This window comes from Flavobacteriaceae bacterium (assembly GCA_003443635.1).
Taxonomy (GTDB): Bacteria; Bacteroidota; Bacteroidia; order Flavobacteriales; family Flavobacteriaceae; genus AU392.
Genome location: CP031964.1, coordinates 641,948 through 664,409 on the forward strand (window position 1 = coordinate 641,948; position 22,462 = coordinate 664,409).

The window sequence follows — 22,462 nt, forward strand, 5'->3', positions numbered from 1 at the left end:
TTTTTTTGAAGGTATTTTTGTTATTTCCATTTCTTCTGCCATTTATTTCTGAAATATACAGCAATGCCATTCATTACAAAAGTGATTAATAATAATATAATAATTGCAGCAGCGGCATTTTCTATAAAACCGTGTTGCGGTCTTGAAATCCAATTAAAAATTTGAATTGGTAATACTGAAAACTCATCCATTGGACTTTCAGGAGCAAAAGGAACATAAGCTAATGCACCTACAACAATTAAAGGAGCTGTTTCACCAACGGCTCTAGATAATGCTAAAATAACACCAGTTAAGATACCTCCACCAGATGCAGGTAGTACTTGATTCCAAATAGTCTGCCATTTTGAAGCACCTAAAGCATAAGAAGCATCTCGTATAGATTTTGGAACTGCTTTTATAGCTTCTCGTGTTGCTACAATTATAATAGGTAATATTAATAATGATAATGTTAACGATCCAGCTAACACGCTGGCACCTAAATTCATTATTCTAACAAATACTTCGAGTCCTAATAACCCATAAATAATTGAAGGTACACCTGCAAGGTTAGAAATGTTAATTTCTAGAAGCCCAGAAAGTTTATTTTTTTTCGAATATTCCTCCAAATAAATACCAGCAGCTACTCCCATTGGGAAAGCAATTAATGTAGTAAATAATAAAATCCAGATGCTTCCCATTAATGCAGTATAGATTCCTGATTTTTCGGCTTTTCTTGAAGGTAAATCGGTAATAAATGCCCAATCGATTCTACGAATACCATCAATAAGAATATCTCCAATAAATACAGCTAATAATACCAATCCGATGAGAGTACAAATAATCCCCCAGATTTTAAAAGCTTGATCTTTCCATCTATTTTTTTGAATACTATTCATATTTCTCTTGGTATTTTTTTCTGATTCTATAACTCAGCGTATTCAATAAAAAAGTAAATGCAAATAGAGTAATCCCTGCTGCAAATATAGTTCTGTATTCCAACGACCCATGTTGTACATCTCCTAAGCTTACTTGCACAATAAAAGCAGTAATGGTTTCTACAGGTACAGTTGGATCTAGAGTTAATCGAGGTTGTTGACCAGCAGCAACGGCAACAATCATCGTTTCTCCAATAGCTCTTGAAATAGCTAGTATAATAGATACAATAATACCTGAAGAGGCAGCAGGTACAATTACTTTAAAAGCGGTTTGTAGTTTTGTAGCACCCATACCAAAAGATGCTTCTCGCAACGAATCTGGAACAGCGTGTAAAGCATCTTCACTTATAGATGAAATATAAGGAATAATCATAATCCCCATTACAATTCCAGCTGAGAGTGAATTAAATCCAGATAAGCTTGGGATAATACTTTGTAAAAAAGGAGTCACAACGACTAATGCAAAAAAACCATAAACAACTGTTGGTACAGCTGCTAAAAGTTCTAATAATGGCTTTATTGTTTTTCGAAAGCTTTTAGGAGCATATTCACTTAAATAAATACTAATAGACAGCCCAATAGGTAAAGCTACAGCAATTGCGATAAAAGAGGTGAGCAATGTTCCAGAAAGTAATGGAAGAATTCCAAAATGCTTCTCTGTAAATAAAGGCGTCCATTGTGTGTCTGTAAAAAACTCTATAATAGAAACTTCACTAAAAAAGCGAACAGCTTCAACAGATAAAACGGCTATAATACCTACAGTTACCAAGATGGTAATTAAGGAGCTTGATAAAAGTAATCTTTCAATTACTAATTCTTTTATCTTTCGCATTAGGCTATTGTATTAAATACAGAAATCAGGCACTAAAAAGCACCTGATTATTTGTTATAAAATATATTTTCTATTTATTGTTCTCAACAAAGGTTTTAAAATTTGCTCTTTGTGTTGCATAGTTTTCTTCTGGTAATGGAATGTATCCAACGTCCTGAGATAATTCAGCAGCATTATCAATATAAAAATCAACAAATTCTACAACTTCAGGAGATGCAACAGATGTGCTATTTACATAAATAAATAGTGGTCTTGATAATGGTCTGTATGACCCATTACTTACGGTTTCTAGAGTAGGTTTTACAACTTCCTCGCCGTTATGCACCCCAATAAGTGTTAATTTGTCTTTATTTTCTGCGTAATAAGCTAATCCAAAGAACCCTAAAGAATATTTATCTCCAGCAATACCTTGTACTAATACATGATCGTCTTCGCTAGCTGTAAAGTCACCTCTACTAGAACCACTTTTTCCAACGATAGCCTCAGTAAAATAATCATAAGTTCCAGAAGCAACACCAGGTCCAAATAAATGAATCTCTTCATCTGGCCATTCTGGGCGAATCTGATTCCATTTCATAATTACACCTTGAGCAGCTGGTTCCCATATTTTCTTTAATTCTTCAACAGTAAAATTGTCTACCCAATCATTTGCTGGATTTACTAAAACTGCTAAACCATCGTAAGCAACTTCTAATTCTAAAAAATTAATGTTATTTTCTGCACAAAGAGCTTTCTCTTTATCTTTAATAGGACGAGAAGCATTAGATAAATTTGTTTCTCCTCTGGCAAATTTTTTAAATCCACCACCAGTTCCAGAAACACCAATGGTTACTTTTACTTTAGGTTGAGCAGATCTAAACTCTTCTGCTACTGCTTCAGTAATGGGAAATACAGTACTGGATCCATCTACTTTAATTGTACCAGATAAAGCAGCAGTATCATTTGTTGATGCAGAGCCTTGTTCTTTTTTGTTACCACAAGCTCCAAACGTAAGGGCTAAGGCAAGAATAATTAGTAATTTTTTCATGTGTTATAAATATTAGTTTTTGCTAATGCAAAGGAATATCTCTAGTGTTATTTTAGTGTTAACTGAAAATAAAGAAAATGCTATTTTATAGAAATACAAACTCTTTATAATCAAAGAGTTTGTATTAATTTATTTTTTAAAATTGTAATTCAAAACCCATTCTGAATCCAAGCCTGTTTTCAATACCATTTACAGTTCTATAACTAAAATCAGATTGTACTTTTAAATTATGACCAACAATATATTTGGAAACTCCCAAAGTATATTCGTTAGTATCTGCACCTACAATAGCTCCCCCACTTACATTGTCTTCATCCAATGTAGTAAAACGGCCAGCTATTTCAAAGTTGCTTTTAAATAGATAACTTGCTTGTAAATTTAAGGCATTACCAGTGCTGAATCCATTTCCTGCAGATGTCCCATCAGTATTAATAGCGAGAACATTGTCAACATCACGATGTGCATATTCTCCTTGAAAAGCAAATCCTCTATATTTAAACACTGCATCTGCAAAAATAGTTGTGGCATCACTCTCAAATAGATTATTGCCATTATCTATAAAAAGGAAACTCCCTAAACCACTTCTAGATCTTACAGCATTATCATTAAAATTATAAGTGAAGGCCAAAAACAATTTTGGTTTTTGCTCGCGTTTTAAATCAGATTGAAAATACTCTCCTTTGGATTGAAACTCCCCAAAAGGTAAGAATTCAACACGCCCGGTATATTGCAAACCACCAATATTACCTTCTGTAATATTTCTTCCTTCTCCTTGAGATAATGAGAATTTCTCTCTGATTACAAAATTTTTCCCTAACTTATCTTTATGGCGTAATTGGATCCCTAAATCACGATCTATATTAAAACGACTGTTCAATAACGAACGATCTATAAATTGAAGATTAGCAGAAGATACTACACGTTCTACATTTCCGGGTAGTTTTGTTTGTCCAGCCCAAAGTTCCCAATTACCTGCAAAATTCCATTTAATGACAGCATCAAGGATGGTACGTGGTGTATTTCTATTAAATTGATTAGCACCAGAAACATCTCTATTTGATAACCCTAATTCAATTTTATATTTAAGCTTTGGAGAAAAAGCAAAACCATCAAATTTTAAACGTGCTCTACGTAGGTCAAAATTATGGTCAGGGCTTCCAAATTGATCTCTTGAGGAATCAAAATTCCAAGTTGATGTTGAATTTATTTGAAAACGAGCACCAAATTTCACACTAAAAGAACTGTCTTTAGCTACAAAGTTGAATATTCCTTTTCCGAATTTAGCATCGCTAATTTCTTGAGCATTTAAAGAATAGGTAAATGCTAATAATAATGCGATAAGCGTAATTTTAAGTTTCATATAGTTGTTTATTAATTTTTGCCGGTGCAAATAACTAATACAAATGTTAACTTAATGTTATGGGAGTATTATTAAAATATAATAAAAAAACTGCCTTGGCCAAAGGCAGTCCTTAGAAATCATAATAATGTAGTCGACAAAAACTAATAGATTATATGAATACTAAATTTTTGCCTTAAGACATCACAAAGATGTACTCTTAAAGTAAACTAAGTGTAATGCTAATATTAAGTAATTATTAATAATAATTTTTTAACATAGTATGCTTATTAATAGATACTTGTGTGTTTAATGTTAATTTAACGTTATGTGAATATTGATTTAATGTAAATTAATCTTTATATTTGTATTACAAGTAATTTAAAAACCATAAATAATTATGAAAAACACAATTTTATTATTTGCCTTTTTAATTACTGCAGTTTCTTTTGGACAAGAAAAAAGAGATTTAAAACTTAATAAAGAAACCAATTTAATTGATGTGACGTACTATCATGACAATGGAGTTGTAAGCCAAACAGGAGCTTACACTTTAGATGGAAAATTGCAAGGAGAGTGGTTAAGTTTTGATGCAGAAGGCAAAAAGTTAGTTTTGGCTAATTATGATAATGGTAAAAAAGTCGGCAAGTGGTTTTATTGGAATGATAAAACCTTAAAAGAAATAGATTATACAAGCAATGTTATTGCAAGTATTACAGAATGGACTAATGATAAAACAAGAGTCGCAGTTCGTAATTAATTAGAATTAAAGCCAAAAAAAAGAGCCTTGCAAAATTACAAGGCTCTTTTTTTATATAAATGATATGTCTTTTATTGTACAGCCCAACCTGCTCCCCAAGTTGCAAAATCTGTTCCTGTACCATTACCAATACCAGAAATAAGATCAGCTTCAGTAAATACAGTAGTAGTGTTTACTCTTACAGTATTTAATACATCTGTAAGCGTAACATCTGTTACAGATAAATTACCATCTAAAACTGCTTGACCTGTAGGACTATTTGCATTATCTCCATCAACTCTAAACCCTCCAGGAAACCCTTCTAAAACAATATTAGTAAGTGTACCTTGAGTACCAGCTCTTAACCTGATGGCTTCATTCCCGCTACCAGATCCTTGACCTTCAACAGTTAAGTTAGTTATTGTAGGGTTTGAAAAGAATAGTGGATTTGAGTTATTACCTATATCTGTATTAAACCCATCAGCTTCAATAGCTCTATCGTGTTCCGCCCCATGTCTTATATGTGCATCTACTATAGTTCCAGAATACCCTTCAGTCCAATCTATAGAATCATCTTGAGCGTTGATAACCGAAACATTATTTACGTTTACAGTTCCGCCAAAAAATTCAACACCATCATCTAAACCTTCAAATACTTGAATAAATTCTACCGTAGTTCCGTTTCCAACACCATAAAAAGAAAATCCATTGTTTTCAGACTGGCCATCTGCAGATCCACCAGAATATTGTACGCGTACATAACGTAAACTTCCTGAAGTATCATCAACGATATTACCTCCATAAGGTAAGTTAGCAATTTCTGAAGTTGAAGTTGCTGATCCACCGGTAACAGAGTTTATGGGAGCATTACCTAATAATATTAAACCACCCCAATCCCCAGCTTGTGGCGCAGAAGAGTTAGAAGTAAGAATGATTGGACGTGAAGCAGTTCCGTTTGCGATTATTTGAGCTCCTTGAGAGATTGCAATATACACATCTGCACCAGTAGCTAAAGCTTCAATGGTTAAACCAGCAGGAATAGTAAGTGTAGTACCAGAAGCCATAATTAATGGACCATCAACTACATAATTATTATCCTCTTCTAAAGTTAAATCTTCTGTAAAAGTTCCTGATAAAAAGATAGTTTCAGATCCGTTACCATTACCGCCACCAGTATTGTTGTTTGTAACACTATTATCATTTATTATGATTTCTGGAGTGTCGTCTGTTGTGCAAGAAAATAGCATTGTTATTATTGCTAATCCTAATAATAAATTATTTTTCATTTTGTTTAATTTAATTTTTATAATAATTATCTTTATTCGTGATTTTTAAAATTTGTATTTTAATTGAAACCCTATGTCAACCCCTCTTTTATAATTAGTAATACCTTTACCATTTGCTGAGGTTACAGAAATATCTCCAAAAGGGGTGTCTTCCCTTACATATTGGATTGTAGAATCAAAAATATTTTTAGCACTAAAATTGAGTTCGAGTTTTTCTGTAATATCATTTTTAAGAATGAAATCTAGCGTAGGAACAGATTTTTCAACAATATTGCCTAATTGCCCAGAACCTAAGGCATCAATTCTGTCAGAAAAATAGTTGAAAACCAAATTCGCTTTAGGTTTATATTTACCAAATGTTGGAGTGTAATTTAAATCTGCATTTATAATTAGAGGAGAAGCTCCTTGTAATTGATCGGTTCTGTCTAAGGTTGATGAAAATAACCCATTAGAACTTCTTAAATCTTGTTCGGTATAAGTGTAAGTTGCATTAAAACCAAACGATAGTTTTGTATTCTCATCACCATCTTGAATAATGTTTTTTCTCAATTCTAATTCAACTCCAAATACATCAGCTCTATCTCCAGTTCTAAAATAACGTTGTGTTCCTGTTGCATCATTAGCAACTACTAGATTTACAGGGTCATTAATTTGTTTTCCAAAAACGGCTACAGATAGTAATTCGTTTTTACTTAAAAACCATTCGTATTTTAAATCAACATTATATATTTTTGAAAACGATGTCCCATCTAATAAATCTGGATTACCTCCAATTCTAGTAGTTACACCTTCGTAAACAAATGGAGCTACTTCTTTAAATTCGGGAACAGATACCGTTTTACTAGCAGAAAAACGTAAGTTTTGATTTTCGTTTAAAGCATAACGTACATTTAAACTTGGTAAAAAGAAAGTGTTATCAACCTCTCTAAAACCAGGATCGTTAGGAGGTAAATTAATAACATCAAAATCAATACTCTGATCAAAAAACTCCACTCTTACTCCAGGAACAATTAATAGCTTCTCATTAATGTTTATTTCTGCGTTAGCATAACCTGCATTTAATTCTAAACGACCTGTATATGTATTTTCTGGTAATCCAGGTCTGTTAAAAGGGCCAACTTGAGGAGGGTTGATAGCGTTAAAAACGAAGGTTCTAAAAATACCACCCCCATCTGATAGAGATAAATTTTCAACATTAAAAATGGCATCAAAATTATTAACGTCAGTTATTTGAAAATTTCGATCTACAATATCATATCCATATCTTATATTATCGAAAGCACGTTCTTTAATTCTTGAATTATGACCAATGTTTAGTTTTATTTTTTCGTTTAATGTATATTCTAAATTTAAACGAGATGTGAATTCATCATCTTCAATATCTTGAAAATAACGCTGATTGTCAAAAGGAATATTATTAAAAAAAGTTGGATTCGTACTAGGATCATTATCTAGTGATAGCTGAAAATTTTCTAAACTTAAACGTTTTCTGTCGGGTTGATTAGCAAACACTTTATTATAACCAATTCCCCAATCTAATTTTAATTTTTCATTAATATTGTGAGTGCCAATTAACTGATTCACAATAATAATATCTTGATCAAACTGAATGTTTTTTTGATAAAAACCTTCATCAGCATTGGCAATTGCGTTTCTGTTTTGACCTCCCCCATTAATCCCAAAATTTCCAACTTGATCTGATGAGCTATTTACAAATAAAGAATTGTATTTAATTTTATGCTTGTCATTAATTTTATAATTAATGTTAGCTAAAGCTGTGGTAGTTGTAGAATATTCAAATTCTTCAGCATCAGGAAATGCAGTTGTAATTACTGTAGTGAAATTTGCAGCTTCACCTCTTCTATATTCAAATCCGTTTTCGAAAGATGCAGTAGCAAATAAACTTAAACGAGAAGCTTTACCAATATCAAAAGAAATACCTGCTGAACCTCCAAAGTTTATATTTACAGGTTCTCCTGCGTTAACTGGATCAATAGGTTGAGATATTACTACTGCAAAAGGGTTATTATCATTTCTGCCATAATAACCAAAAAAGCCTGTTCCCTCACTTCGTACAAAGTTTTGATTAACTGCTCTCGAATTGATTGATGATCCAGAAGTAAAATTAATAAACCCTTTTCCTTTATAATCTTTAGAGCTAATATCCACATTACCTGCAGCAAAATCTCCAAAAGAACGAGTAGAATAAGTTTTGCTTACTGATACATTTTCAATTACGTCTGAAGAAAATAAAGATAGATCAATGTTCTTTTTGTCAATATCATTAGAAGGAAGAGATAAGCCATTTAAAGTCGTGTTTTGATAGCGGTCTCCTAATCCTCTTACATAAACATTACTAGAACCTTCTTGTTTAGAAATTCCTGAAATTAAAGAAATAGCCCCAGCTGCATCACTAACCCCTTTTCGAGCTAATTCTTGAGATCCAATACTTTGTTTGATCTCTACTGCTTTTTTCTGATCTAATAATAAAGCAACTTCACTTTCTCTTCGTGTTGTGGTAGTAATTATAACTTCATCTAAAGAAGCAGCGCTTGCTCCCATAGGAACATTTATAGTAGTTACTTTTCCAGCTACAACTGTTGCATTTATTTCTTGTGTTTCATAACCTACAAAACTATATTGAATGATATAATCTCCAGGCTCTAAATTTTCGAGTTTGTATAAGCCATCAATATCAGAAGTTGTTCCCTTAATAGTACCTTTAATAATAATATTAGCAAAAGCTAAAGGCTCGTTATTGTATTCTTTATCTATTAACTTCCCTACTATTGAACCCGTATTTTGGGCATAAGAGATAGTGGCTGTTAATAATATAAATAATAGTGTGATTTTTTTCATTAGTTATAGTAAAATTTCTTGGCACAAAGAAACCGAGCAACTGTAAAAATGAAGTTATACTGAAGTTAAAGATGTATGATGAAACTATTACCAGAATGTTAATGAGTTTAAGATTTGTTTATCATTAAGAAATAATTAATTAACATTAAAAAAACATATTGTTAAACTTGAAAACTATAGATGTTTATAAGATCAAAACGCTTTTTCCTTTAAATCAACACATTTCGAAAAAACTATACTATATTTAATGCCCGTTACGTAATTTTTAAAACTGTATAAGTAATGAAAACGTCAACTAAAATAATTACACTGTTATTTTTAAGCTTTAATTTTTTTATAAAAGCGCAGACAAAAATATTTACACTAGACGATATGAATGCTTTAACTAGTATTTCATCATTACAAATATCACCAAACGGTAAATCAGCATTGTTTATGACTTCAAAACGTAATTTGGAGGTTAACAGTTTTGATAGAAAGCTTATTATATTAGACATAGCTTCTAAATCACAAAAAGTAATAGGAGAGAATTTAGTAGGAATAGGGTCTCCATCTTGGATTAATGATGAAAATATTTCACTGATAACGAGAAGCAAAAATGGGCGTCAGGTACATATTTTAAATGTTGCATCGAAATCGTTAAAGCAAATTACAAATAGTAATAATAGAATTGTAAGATATAGCTGGAGCCCTGATAGAAAAATATTAGCATATTTTGTTAGAGATAAGAGAGAAGAAAAAAAAGGAGCGGATCGATTTAATGATTCGTTTGAAGCAGGAAACAATGATTATTTAATAGACGAAACTCCTATAAACACTTCTGTTTGGATTGCAAATGCAGATGGTAATGTACGTAAAATAACACCAGATGGATTTACAGTAGCAACAGGGTTGTCTACATCGTCTTTAGCATGGTCACCAGATGGAAAAACACTGGCATTTACAAAATATCCATCAGCTTATTCAGGAGATTCTGATTTAGGAGTAAATTATAGTTATAATACTGCTACTAAAGAATTAAAACCAATTACTAAAAATAAACAAAGAGAATCACAACCATTTTTCACTCCAGATAATCAATCTGTAGTCTATCGTTATCCAAGAGATGGATTCCCATCAAATATGAGTGATTTGCATCAAGTAAATATTAAAACAGGAGCTATACAAAATATTACCAAAGTATTAGATAAATCGGTTTCAAATATAGAATGGCTTTCTGATGGAGCTATATTAGTTCGTGCCATTGATCGTAAAGGAAATATGCTTTTTAAAATGGAAAATGGTAAAACTTCAAAGCTTAATATTGGAGAACTTGTAAGTATATCTAGTCTCAGTATGGCTAAAAATGAGAGCATGGTTTTAACAGGGCTTAAAAAAGATTATCCAGTTGAAGTTTATTATAAGCCAAATTTAGATGCAAATCCAGTTCAGCTCACAAATTTTAATGCATTTATAAATGATATTAATCTTGGTCATCAAGAAAGTTTTCAATGGGAGAGTAATGATGGTTTAAACCCTAATGGGGTAATTACTTATCCTCCAAATTTTGATTCAAATAAAAAATATCCTTTAGTGCTTCAAATTCACGGAGGACCAAGTGCTTCATCTGTATTAGGATTTAGCCCAACCACTCAAGCTATGGCTGCTAAAGGGTGGATAGTATTTCAACCTAACTATAGGGGTAGTACTAATCTAGGAAATGCTTTTCAATCAGCAATTTCTATGAATCCTAGTGAAGGCCCTGGACATGATATTATTACTGGGGTTAATGAATTAAAAAAAATGAAGTATATAAATGAAGATAAAATAGGAGTTTCAGGTTGGTCTTATGGTGGTTGGATGACGTCTTGGTTAATAGGAAGATATCCTGATGTGTGGACAGCTGCTGTTGCTGGAGCTGCACCGGTAGATCTTACAGATATGTATAGTCTTAACGATTTAAATAGAATGCGAAGACACTCAATGGTAGAGTCGCCTTATGTAGGTGATAATTTGGATTGGGCTTATAAAAATTCACCAATCACTAATTTTTCAAAATTAAAAACACCAACACTAATTATGTCTAAAACAGGAGATTCTAGAGTTACTATTACGGGGTCGTATAAATTATACGGAGCTTTGCGAGACAATAATGTACCTGTTCAATTTATTGCTTACCCCGGACCAGGCCATTTTCCTTCAGATCCAGTTAGGGCAACAGATGTCTATAAGAGATGGATAGACTGGTTAACTCAATATCTAAAAACAGATAAAAAAAGTATAAATAGAATTAAAGCCTTAAAAAACTAACAAAATCAATATTATGAAAACGACTCTTTCATCACTTTTAATCCTTTTCTCAATTGTTGTCATTGCTCAAAAAAAAGTATTAGATCACCCCGATTTTGAAATTTGGAATACCATTCAGAATAGAACAATATCTAATGATGGTGATTATATTATGTATGCTTTAGAAAAAGGAGAAACAGACAATCATTTAAAAATTAAAACACCAAAAGCAAATCTCATATTCGATTATCAACGAGGCGAAAATGGGGCATTTACTTATAATTCAGAATTTGCAATTTTTACAATTAAAGCTTGGCAAAATGAAGTTAAAGAATTAAAACGTAAGAAAGTAAAGAAAGATAAGTTGCCAAAAGACACCTTAGGAATTTATAATCTTAAAAAGAAATCGCTTACTAAGATCGCAAATGTAAAATCATATAAAATTCCAGAAAAAGGATCAAGTCATATTGCATATTTGTTAGAAGAGATTAAAGCTGTAAAAAAAGAAAAAGATACTTCAAAACAAGATGTAAAGAAAGACAATAAAAAAACGAAGGCTAAAAAAGTAGGAAAAGATAATGGCTATCATTTAGTGCTTAGAAACTTGAACAATAGTAAACAAGACACACTTAAATTTGTGACAAATTATAATTTCTCTGAAGATTCTAAAAAACTAGCGTTTACAACTACCGGAAAAGATAATGAAACAGATGGTGGTGTATATGTAATAGATTTAGAAACGAATGTATTAACACCTATATACACTATTAAAAAAGCGAAATATTACCAACTTAATTTTAGTGAAACAGGTAAAAATTTAGGGTTTATTGTAGATGCAGATACAACTAAAACACAAATTAGACCCAATGAATTATATGTTTGGAAAGCAGGAACTGCTAAAGCTGAGAAATTGGTAGATGCAAACTCTGCCCCAGACGGCTATAGAGTGTCATCAGATGGAAGACTTAGTTTTTCTAAAGATGATTCTAAATTATATTTTGGATTAGCGACACCTCCAATTGTAAAAGATACAACTTTGTTAGAAGAAGAAATTGTAAATGTTGAGGTATGGACCTATGATGAACCTACACTTTACACGGTACAAGAACTTCAAGTAGAAAACGAAAAAAAGAGATCATATTTAACAGCAATCCATTTAAATAATAACAATAAATTAGTTCAAATAGGGACTAAAAAATATCCTAATGCATCACTGGCAAACGAAGGGAATGCTATTAATGCTCTAGTAAACTCATCATTACCCTATGAAAAAGAAAGGCAATGGAAAGGTGCTTTACGTCGTGATTATGCTATTATAAATACTAATACTGGAGCAGTGACTGAAGCGTTAAAAGGAGTTAGAGGCCAAATAGGAATAAGTCCTATGGGTAAATATGCATTTGGCTATAATGCTATTGATAGTACTTGGGTGACATATAATGTTGCTACTGCTAAAACCTCAAAATTAACTAAAGGAAAAGTATTCTATAACGAAACTAACGATTTGCCAAATTATCCTGGAGCTTATGGTTTAGCTGGATGGACAGATAATGACGAAGCATTAATTATTTATGATCGTTACGATATTTGGAGTTTTAATCCAGAAACAGGAGCGAGTAGTCGTTTAACTAAAGGGCGTGAAACAAAGACTCAATATAGATATGTAGAACTTGATAATGAAGCACGTTTTTTAGATTCTAAAGGAGAATGGTTATTAATGTCATTTAACGAAAAAACAAAACATTCTGGATATGCGAAATTAAATCGTAAAAATGAAAGATTTAATGAGGTATTATCTGGACCTTATCGATATGGGCGCCCTCAAAAAGCAAAAAATGGAAAAGGTGTTTTATTTACTAGAGAGACCTTTGTAGAGTTTCCAAATATTCACTATACAACAGATTTGAGCTTTAAAAATGAAACTATTATTTCTGATGCAAACCCTCAACAGAAAGATTATAATTGGGGGACATCAGAATTAGTAAATTGGACATCTTTAGATGGTCTTGAATTAACAGGAATGCTTATTAAACCTGAAAATTTTGATCCTAATAAAAAATATCCAATGATTGTAAATTTTTATGACCGTAGTTCTGATAGGGTCTACAGTCATAGAGCTCCATCTCCTGGGCGTTCTACCATTAATTATAGTTTTTATACAAGTAGAGGTTATCTTATTTTTAATCCAGATGTATATTACCGTACTGGATATCCAGGTGAAAGTGCTTATAACTGTGTGATCTCTGGAACAACTGCACTCATTGAAAAAGGGTTTGTAGATAAAGATAATATAGGAGTACAAGGTCATAGTTGGGGAGGATATCAAATTGCGTATTTAGTGACCAAAACAGACATTTTTAAAGCAGCAGAAGCAGGTGCGCCTGTGCCAAATATGATTAGTGCTTATGGAGGTATTAGATGGTGGACAGGGTTGAGTAGGCAGTTTCAATATGAACACACTCAAAGTCGTATTGGAGGAACGCCTTGGGAATATCCAACACGTTATATTGAAAATTCACCAATATTTAGTATTGATAAAATAAATACGCCATTATTAATAATGCATAATGATGCTGATGGACATGTGCCATGGTATCAAGGAATTGAATTTTTTATGTCTTTGCGTAGATTACAAAAACCAGCGTGGTTTTTAAATTATAATGGCGAACCGCATTGGCCGCTAAAATATCAGAATCGTAAAGATTTTAATATAAGAATGGCGCAATTTTTTGATTATCATTTAAAAGGAGCAGGAATGCCAGCTTGGATGAAACGAGGTGTTCCAGCAATCGAAAAGGGAGTTAATCAAGGCTACGAATTGCAATTGAGTGATAAAAATTAAATAAACTAAATTAACTGAAAAAGCACCTTTTTTCATTTCGAAATAAGGTGCTTTTTTTATGCAGATTAGCTATCTTGCCATCATATCTTTTTACTATGAATTGGGAACAATTACTTTCTTTAAAACGCTTTGGTGATACAAATAAACGTTTACGAAAAGAACAAGATGAAACACGTTTAGGGTTTGAAGTAGACTACGACCGAATTATATTTTCATCAGAATTTAGGAGTCTTCAAGATAAAACACAAGTAATCCCTCTATCGCAAACAGATTTTGTACATACACGTTTGACGCATAGTTTGGAAGTAAGTGTTGTTGCACGTTCTTTAGGTCGTCGTGTCGGACAAAAGCTTTTAGAAAAATATCCACATTTATATAGTATACATGGTTATCTGTCAAACGATTTTGGAACTATAGTAGCTTCAGCCGCTTTGGCACACGATATCGGAAATCCACCGTTTGGACATTCCGGAGAAAAAGCAATCGGTCAATTTTTTAGCCAGGGAAAAGGAAAACAGTTCGCCTCCTATTTAACTGCAAAACAATATCAAGATTTATGTGATTTTGAAGGCAATGCAAATGGGTTTAAAATATTAACTCAAAATAGAAAAGGTAGAGAGGGTGGATTACGATTAAGTTATGCAACCTTAGGTGCTTTTATAAAATACCCTAAAGAATCATTGCCAAAAAAACCAACAAAACATGTAGCAGATAAAAAATATGGTTTTTTTCAAAGTGAAAAAAAAGCATTTTTAGATGTTGCAGAAGAGTTGGGTTTGACTCAAATGACAAAAGGAGAGAGTGTAAGTTATTCAAGACATCCATTAGCATTTTTGGTAGAAGCGGCAGATGATATTTGCTATACGATTATTGATTTTGAAGATGGAATTAATTTAGGTTTGATTCCAGAAGAATTTGCTTTAGAGTATTTAATTAATTTAGTTAGAGATTCTATAAATTCAGATAAATATTATGCTTTGTCAAACACTCAAGACAGGGTAAGTTACTTGCGTGCTTTAGCTATTAATACATTAATTAATGAAGCTGTAAGTGTATTTATGAAGAATGAAGAAGAAATTTTGAAAGGAGAATTTTCTACAGGCCTTTTAGATAAAAGTAAATACGAGGCACAGATTAACGATATTATTAAACTTAGTATTGAGAATGTGTATCAATCCAAAGAAGTCGTTGAAAAAGAATTGGCAGGATATGAAGTTATTTCACACCTTTTAGAAACTTATATTACTGCTGTAAATAATACATTTGAAGGAAACGAATCTAACTACGATCAGCTTATTGTAAAAACACTTCCTAAAACGATATTAGTAGATGATTCAGAGTTGTATAATCGGCTGTTAAGCATTTCACATTATATTTCTCTGCTATCAGATAGTAATGCAGTATTAACGTTTAAAAAGCTAAAAGGGATGGCGTTTAATTAAGCAAATTATTACAAGATTATTTTATTTAAAGTTAACTTATTAACAATTAATATGTTGAGATGGGTTTTTGGTAAAAAAATATTATATTTAATATTCTTAAAAAACCAACAAAATGAAAAAAAAATACCTTCCCACACTATTGTTGTTTTCTTTAATTCTTGTGTTTGTAATTAGAACAACTGAAGAATCATCAGAAACAGAAAAAATCACAAAACTAAGAGAGAAACATAAAGATTTCTTGAAGAATAGTCCTTATAAAAAAACGAGAACTCTTTCTAAAAAAGAACGTAAAAACTTAGGCGTCGCACCTAATGGTTTTTTTGAACAAAATTGGGATCGGACTATAGATCCTAATTTGGGATATCCAAATACTAAAAATGCACTTCGGATTCAGCATGAGTTAATTGAGCAGAGAAAAAATTTCGAAGAATTAATCACTCCAAGAGTGCCTGGGGATGCTTCAGATAATGCATGGGTAGAGAGAGGTCCAAATAATATTGGAGGGAGAACACGAGGTATTCTATTTGATCCTAACGATAGCAATAACGAACGTGTTTTTGCTGGAGGAGTTTCTGGAGGTTTGTGGGTAAATAATGATATAACTAACGCTAACTCATCATGGAGTTTAGTGGCTGGTGTTCCTGAAAATATAGCTGTAAATCAGATTATAGCAGATCCAAATAATTCAAATACATTATATATAGCATCTGGAGAATCTTATGCCAATGGAGATGTGGTTGGTAATGGAGTATATCGCTCAACAGATGGAGGTGTTAATTGGACGATGATTTTTGGAGGTTCAGATAATACTACAATACTAAATGGTGGAGGTGTCGATGGTATATTTTATGTTAATGATATTATAGCTAGAGATATCGGATCTACTACTGAATTATATATAGCAGTAGCTAGTTCCTTTTCTAACCCTCCTGGAAGAAATCCAGCTGCTTTTTTAGGAGAAGATTCACTTGGAGTTTACAGATCTATAAATAATGGATCGACTTGGAGCTTAATTACTATTACCAATGGAGGAAACCCAATTAATCCAAACGATTTAGAATTAGATATTAACAATAATATATGGTTATCTACTACCTCTGATACTTTTGGGAGACCTGGAGGAGGAATTTACAGATCTACAAATGGAACGTCATTTACACTTATTAATACAGTGCCTAGTGCGGCACGTACAGAAATAGTACCATCACAGCAAGACGCAAATGTATTTTATATTGCTGCGGATAGAGGTGAGGCTGACTTATTTGTTACAACAGATGCGTTTACAACTATTACTCAGCTTTCTGAACCAGTTGATGAAGATGGCTTAACTATTACTGCAACAGATTATACAAGAGGTCAAGCATTTTATGATCTACCTATTGAAGTTGACCCAACAGATGATACCGTTTTATATATAGGAGGGATTGATTTATTTAGAGGAGATGTAACAGTAGACCCTATGGATGGATCTCGCTCTGTTAGATTTGTAAGTGCAAATAATAATGATTGGACTCAAATTTCAATATGGAGTGATTTTTTTAGTGATGACATATCATTAGTGCATGCAGATCACCACGCCATCGTATTTAGACCTGGAAACCCAAATCAAGCAGTTTTTGGAACAGATGGAGGAGTTTATTTTGGAAGTAATCTTTCGGCAAGTGGTAACTCTAATAATACGATTACTCCGAGAAATAACGGCTACGCAGTAACTCAATTTTATGCTGGCGATATTAATGATATAGATGGTACCATGGGTGGAGGCACACAAGATAATGGCTCTCCATTTAATTTAAATGGAGATACTAGTACAAATGTAGATCCATTCTTTACAGTAATAGGTGGTGATGGAACTTATGGACAATTTGATACTGATGGAGATTACTTTATTGCTTCTACTCAATTTATCGACTATCGTTTTGTAAATACTCCTATTACTGGAGCTACAAATAACTTTGGAGGCGATGCTATCCCTACAGTTAATGAAAGTAGTTATGTAATTACAGATAGAGCAGGAGGTAATTTTATTAATGAAGCAGAAGTAGATACCGATTTAGATATCCTATATATTAATGCTAGTACTTTTAATGCTTTAGGTCAAGTAGTTACTGCACAAATTGGAAGATATGATAATATTGAAAATGGCTCGGGGACGATTCAAGAAACTTTATTAACCAATGGACTTTTAACAGAAACAATATCAGCATTACGAGCTTCTCCATTCAATCCAGCAACCTCTCGATTATTAGTTGGGACAGAATCTAGTACACTTTTGAATGTAGAAAATGCCCATGCAACACCAACTTGGATGGATATTTCTGGAACAGGGTTTGTAGGAACCATTTCTGATATTGAGTTTGGTGAAGATGCAAGTACAATTATGTTAACGTTTTCGAACTATGGAGTGACTAGTATTTGGTATACAGAAACTAATGGAGGCGCAAGCGGATGGGTTTCTAAAGAAGGAGATTTGCCAGATATTCCTGTATTTGCAATTTTACAAAACCCATTAAATCGTAATGAAGCTATAGTAGGAACCCAATTTGGAGTGTTTAGGACAGAGAATTTTTTAACTGCAAGCCCTAATTGGGTGCAATCGTTTAACGGCATGAGTAATGTAATGGTTAGAGATTTAGATTTACGTCAATCAAATAATACTGTATTAGCCTCAACTTATGGAAGAGGTATGTTTACTGGGCGGTTTACAAGCGAAACACTTAGTATTGCTGATGAAAGCACAGCAAGTGAATTTATAATTTTTCCAACGATATCAGAAGGTCAGTTTTCGTTGAGCTCACAAAAAAGTTTTAATGATTTGACTATGGAGGTCTATAATATTAATGGGCAAAGAATATTTGAGTCCGAAAATTTTCAAATGATAAATAATAAAGAATTTAATTTGGATTTAAATGCAGGACTTTATTTCGTTAGAATTAGTAATCGAGATTTTATAGAAACTAAAAAAATTATTATTAGATAGAAGAATTTAATCATTTTTAGAATAAAAAACTATTCGTTTTTAAAACCAATGAGGTTAAAATACCGTATTTATTAAACAGAAACCTTAAACATTAAGTTCTTAACCATATATAGTATATTATTATTGTGTATTGTAAGAATAGAAGACGATTGTCTTAATGAAATTGAATAGTATTTAAACAAACGTATTGAAAAATATTAAATGTTTGTTAATAGTTAAATTTTGTTGTTTTTTTTGTGAATTTATTAAGAAAAGCTATCTTACAAAAATATTTTATAAAAAATAAGCTAAAGCATCTGTATATCAATGTTTTATGCTTATTTTATTTTTGACCATTAAAAAAAAATTTATGAAAAGAAAATTACTTTTAGTAATACCTTTAGTAATAATTACTTTAGGCGTTATTACTACTAAATTTATTTTAGAAAAGAAATCTATATCTACAGAGACAGAAGTAGATGAGATTACAAAGCTTAGAGAAAAGCATAAATATTTTCTTGAAAACAGTCCATACAAACAGACAAGAGATCTTTCTAAAAAAGAGCGTAAAGCGAGAGCATTACCGCCAAATGGATATTTTGAGCAATTATGGGATCGCACATTAGATCCAAATTTAGGGTATCCAAATTATCGAGGAGCATTAAAGATTCAGCATGAGTTGATTGAGGCAAATAAAAACTTAGGAGAGAGTATTGCTTTTGGAGTACCAGGAGATTCACCGGGTAATGCATGGATAGAAAGAGGTCCTAATAATATAGGAGGAAGAACAAGAGGAATTTTATTTGATCCAAATGATGCAAACAATGAGCGAGTATTTGCAGGAGGAGTTAGTGGGGGTTTATGGGTAAATGATGATATTACGGATGAGAATTCAACTTGGACCTTAGTTCCTGGAGTTCCTGAAAATATAGCTGTATCTGAGATCGTAGCAGACCCTAATGATTCACAAATACTATACATAGCATCAGGAGAATCTTATACAGGAGGAGACGGAGTAGGTAATGGAGTATACCGTTCTACAGATGGAGGTGTGAATTGGGAGATGATTTTTGGGGGGCCAGAAGGAACTTCAGCCACTAATACAGCAGGAACTCAAATATTGATTGACGGTATTTTTTATATTAACGATATTATTACAAGAGATGTTGGCGGCTCAACCGAAGTTTATTTTGCAGCAGTTGTTGCTGGCTTTGGTCCATCTGGAGGAACTCCAATAGAGTTTTTAGGACTTAATGCTAGAGGTCTTTATCGATCTACCGATAATGGAGATAATTTCACATTACTTAATATTAATTCCCCTCAAAATACTAGTGGTTTTCCTGGAATAAATCCTAATGATATAGAGCTAGATGCAAATAATAATATTTGGGTTGCCACTACTAATAATGTAGGTCTTTCTCCTGGTGGAGAAATTTATAGGTCTACAGATGGAGTTAATTTTACATTAGTGAATACTATCCCTAATGCAGCTAGAACAGAAATAGAACCTACACAAGACCCGAATATATTTTATATAGCTATAAATGCTGGTGGAGCGGATTTATTTATTACTACTGATGCATTTGCTACAATACAAGCTTTAAATGAACCTAATGATGTAGATACGGGAATAAATGCAACAGATTATGCAAGAGGTCAAGCATTTTATGATTTGCCTATAGAAGCTGATCCTAATGATGATACAGTTTTATATGTTGGAGGGATTGATTTATTTAGAGGTGTTGTAGATCAAGGAGCTGGTACTGTAACTTGGGAACAAATGTCTAAATGGTCTCAAAATAATAACTTATCTAATTTATTTGTACCATTGGTGCATGCAGATCATCATGCTATTGTATTTAGACCTGGAAATTCTAATCAAGCTGTTTTTGGTACAGATGGTGGTGTTTATTATGGATCTAGTTTAACAGCTGCTGCGACACCATCAGCTTCAGATAATAATAATGCTATTTCTGTACGAAATAATAATTATAATGTGACTCAATTTTATTTTGGAGATATTAATGATGTAGACGGAACTTTAGGAGGAGGAACACAAGACAATGGATCTCCTTTTAATTTAACAGGAGATACTAGCTCAGCTATTGAGCCATTTTTTACAGTTATAGGAGGTGATGGTGCTTATGGACAATTTGATGATGATGGAGATTATTTTATTGCATCAACTCAAAATATCAATTACTTTTTTATTAATACGCCTATTACAGGGGCTACTAATGATTTTGGAAGTGGAGCTGTTCCTACTGTTGCAGCAACAGGATTTAATATAACTAGTAGGCCTCCAAATTCAGGAGAAGGTAATTTTATTAATGAAGCAGATGTAGATACAAATCTTGATATTTTATATATCAATTCCAGTATTCAAGGAGGAGCTTTTAGATTAGCTAGATATAGTAACCTAGAAGCAGGACCTACAAATGTTCAAGAAACTTTTTTAACTGATGCACTTCTAATAAATGAGCCTTCCTCATTGCAAGTATCTCCATTTACTACAAATTCAACTCGTTTACTTGTGGGAACTGATGCTAGCGAATTATTAAATGTTGCTAATGCAGATACCACTCCGGTGTTTACGGATATATCTGGTCCATTTGTAGGTAGTATATCAGATATAGAGTTTGGAGATAACTCACAAACGATTATGATTACCATTTCTAATTATGGGGTTGATAGTGTTTTTTATACAGAAGATGACGGAGTAACTTGGACGTCAAAAGAAGGGAATCTTCCAGATATTCCGGTATTTACAATATTACAAAGTCCATTAAACCCAGATGAAGCTATTGTGGGAACTCAGTTTGGTGTGTTTAGAACAGAAAACTTTTTAGATGCAAGCCCAAACTGGCAACAATCTTTTAATGGGATGAGTAATGTACCTGTAAGAGATTTAGACTTACGTCCATCTACTAATGAGGTTTTGGCTACTACTTTTGGACGAGGAATGTTTACAGGATCATTTGTAGAAGATCCTAATGGAGATAATGATGGTGATGGAGTTTTAAATGATGTAGATAACTGCCCAAATACACCAAATGCAGATCAGGCCGATGCAGATAATAATGGTATAGGGGATGTATGTCAAGATACAGATAATGATGGGATATTAGATATCAATGACAATTGTCCGAACAATGCAAATCCAGATCAGGCCGATGCAGATGGTGATGGTTTAGGGGATGTTTGTGATATTCCAATGATTAATGATCAAGATAATATTACTGTAGAGATTGTTTCAGAAACTTGTCCAGGATTAGATAATGGTGTTATCACAGTAACAGCATTAGCTACAACATTCACCTATAATGCAAACGTAACAGGTCAAGGAGTTAATATTGATCAGACATTTACGAGCACTACAACTTTTGAAGATTTACCAGTAGGTTCATACATAGTAACAGTAACAGTAGCTAGTGAAAACTTTGAACGTAGTTTTGAACTTAATGTAGATCCATCACCACCGTTGAATATTGATTTTGATGGGGTATTGCCAGGAGCTAGACCTAATAGTCAGATATATGTATTTGGAGTAAATGAAGGGACAGGGCCATTTGAGATACGATTTAATAATGAATTGATCCGCACAACAAATGAATCTTCGATAGAAGTAGAGTTGTCAGGCTCAGGGTTATTAGAGATTATTCCATCTAGGCTATGTGAAGGTATCTTTTCATTAGAAGTTGAAGGCTTGTTAAACGTGAATGAAGTACGAGCATTTCCAAACCCAGTGATAAATGATCTTACGGTGAGTATACCAGGAGATATTAGTACTGTGCCAGTGAGTATATATAATATTACAGGACAGTTAGTATATCAAGAGAATTCTAGTGTGATAGGAAATAGTATTACACTTCCATTTAGTGATATGTCAGAAGGAGTATATTTTGTAAGATTAGAAATGGAAACACCAGTAGTTTTAAAAATAATAAAATAATAA

At 32.6% G+C, this 22,462-nt stretch carries 12 protein-coding genes; 6 read left to right on the plus strand and 6 right to left on the minus strand.

Annotated elements, in window-relative coordinates; all coding sequences use genetic code 11:
* Positions 1 to 20 precede the first annotated feature (20 nt).
* From pstA to D1817_02840, 4 genes are all read right to left on the minus strand, one after another.
* The gene (gene pstA / locus D1817_02825; protein ID AXT18837.1) at positions 21 to 875 is read right to left on the minus strand and encodes a phosphate ABC transporter permease PstA; all 855 of its coding nucleotides are present in this window, start codon (positions 873 to 875) and stop codon (positions 21 to 23) included.
* Positions 868 to 1,746: a phosphate ABC transporter permease subunit PstC gene (gene pstC / locus D1817_02830; GenBank protein AXT18838.1), complete on the minus strand. Its 879-nt coding sequence runs from the start codon at positions 1,744 to 1,746 to the stop codon at positions 868 to 870. Before pstC ends, pstA begins: the two co-directional genes overlap by 8 nt.
* Positions 1,747 to 1,816: 70 nt before the next feature.
* Entirely contained in the window at positions 1,817 to 2,773 is a 957-nt protein-coding gene (locus tag D1817_02835) for a PstS family phosphate ABC transporter substrate-binding protein (GenBank protein AXT18839.1), read from the minus strand.
* 136 nt (positions 2,774 to 2,909) lie between these two features.
* A complete protein-coding gene (locus D1817_02840; GenBank protein AXT18840.1) occupies positions 2,910 to 4,133 on the minus strand; it encodes a porin in 1,224 nt (407 codons plus the stop codon).
* A gap of 379 nt (positions 4,134 to 4,512) precedes the next feature.
* On the opposite strand from D1817_02840, the gene D1817_02845 reads away from it, so the two are divergent.
* Positions 4,513 to 4,872: a nicotinic acid mononucleotide adenyltransferase gene (locus D1817_02845; GenBank protein ID AXT18841.1), complete on the plus strand. Its 360-nt coding sequence runs from the start codon at positions 4,513 to 4,515 to the stop codon at positions 4,870 to 4,872.
* Between the two features lie 71 nt (positions 4,873 to 4,943).
* On the opposite strand, the gene D1817_02850 is transcribed toward D1817_02845, so the two are convergent.
* The gene (locus D1817_02850) at positions 4,944 to 6,137 is read right to left on the minus strand and encodes a multidrug transporter (protein AXT18842.1); all 1,194 of its coding nucleotides are present in this window, start codon (positions 6,135 to 6,137) and stop codon (positions 4,944 to 4,946) included.
* A gap of 45 nt (positions 6,138 to 6,182) precedes the next feature.
* Complete coding sequence (locus D1817_02855; GenBank protein ID AXT18843.1) at positions 6,183 to 8,996, minus strand: TonB-dependent receptor; 2,814 nt, start codon at positions 8,994 to 8,996, stop codon at positions 6,183 to 6,185.
* Between the two features lie 282 nt (positions 8,997 to 9,278).
* Here D1817_02855 and D1817_02860 point away from each other — a divergent pair, with 282 nt between their 5' ends.
* The 5 genes from D1817_02860 to D1817_02880 all read left to right on the plus strand — a co-directional run bounded on the left by D1817_02860 (position 9,279) and on the right by D1817_02880 (position 22,459).
* Positions 9,279 to 11,285, plus strand: a complete 2,007-nt coding sequence (locus tag D1817_02860) for a S9 family peptidase (protein AXT18844.1) — start codon at positions 9,279 to 9,281, stop codon at positions 11,283 to 11,285.
* 13 nt (positions 11,286 to 11,298) lie between these two features.
* A complete protein-coding gene (locus D1817_02865; protein ID AXT18845.1) occupies positions 11,299 to 14,106 on the plus strand; it encodes a S9 family peptidase in 2,808 nt (935 codons plus the stop codon).
* Between the two features lie 95 nt (positions 14,107 to 14,201).
* Entirely contained in the window at positions 14,202 to 15,548 is a 1,347-nt protein-coding gene (locus D1817_02870) for a deoxyguanosinetriphosphate triphosphohydrolase (GenBank protein ID AXT18846.1), read from the plus strand.
* Between the two features lie 112 nt (positions 15,549 to 15,660).
* A complete protein-coding gene (locus tag D1817_02875) occupies positions 15,661 to 18,528 on the plus strand; it encodes a T9SS C-terminal target domain-containing protein (GenBank protein ID AXT18847.1) in 2,868 nt (955 codons plus the stop codon).
* Between the two features lie 349 nt (positions 18,529 to 18,877).
* Complete coding sequence (locus D1817_02880) at positions 18,878 to 22,459, plus strand: T9SS C-terminal target domain-containing protein (GenBank protein AXT18848.1); 3,582 nt, start codon at positions 18,878 to 18,880, stop codon at positions 22,457 to 22,459.
* The last annotated feature ends 3 nt before the right edge of the window (positions 22,460 to 22,462 follow it).